The organism is Vibrio sp. 1402 (assembly GCF_033340275.1).
This window is the reverse complement of the sequence record NZ_JAWOWE010000627.1, coordinates 1-538: the sequence shown is the minus strand read 5'-3', so window position 1 is coordinate 538 and position 538 is coordinate 1. Positions and strand designations below refer to the sequence as shown.

The following is a 538-nucleotide window of genomic DNA, read 5'->3' as shown; positions in this document are numbered from 1 at the left end:
TGGACGACATTATTTCTGGTCATTTCTCTAGCACCATGATGGCTGACTGGGCAAATGATGATAAAAATCTTCTAGGATGGCGTGCAGAAACTGGTGAAACCGCATTTGAAAATTACCCAGAAACGGACGTTGAGATCTCTGAGCAAGAGTACTTCGACAACGGCATTCTAATGATTGCAATGGTTCGTGCTGGGGTTGAACTGGCATTTGAAGCGATGACAGCTTCTGGAATCATCGATGAATCAGCGTACTACGAGTCTCTACATGAACTTCCGTTGATTGCTAATACTATCGCACGTAAGCGTCTATATGAGATGAACGTGGTTATCTCTGATACGGCTGAATACGGTAACTACCTATTTGCTAACGTAGCAACGCCTTTATTACGTGAGAAATTCATGCCTTCTGTTGGTACAGATGTTATTGGTAAAGGCCTAGGCGAAACGTCTAACCAAGTGGATAACGCGACTCTTATCGCAGTGAACGAGACTATCCGTAACCACCCAGTGGAATACATTGGCGAAGAACTACGTGGCTA

General features: G+C 44.2%; 1 pseudogene. It reads left to right on the top strand.

Annotation, left to right across the window (positions count from 1 at the left end):
- Positions 1 to 538, top strand: a pseudogene (locus tag R7044_RS27625) (ketol-acid reductoisomerase); the annotation flags it as partial.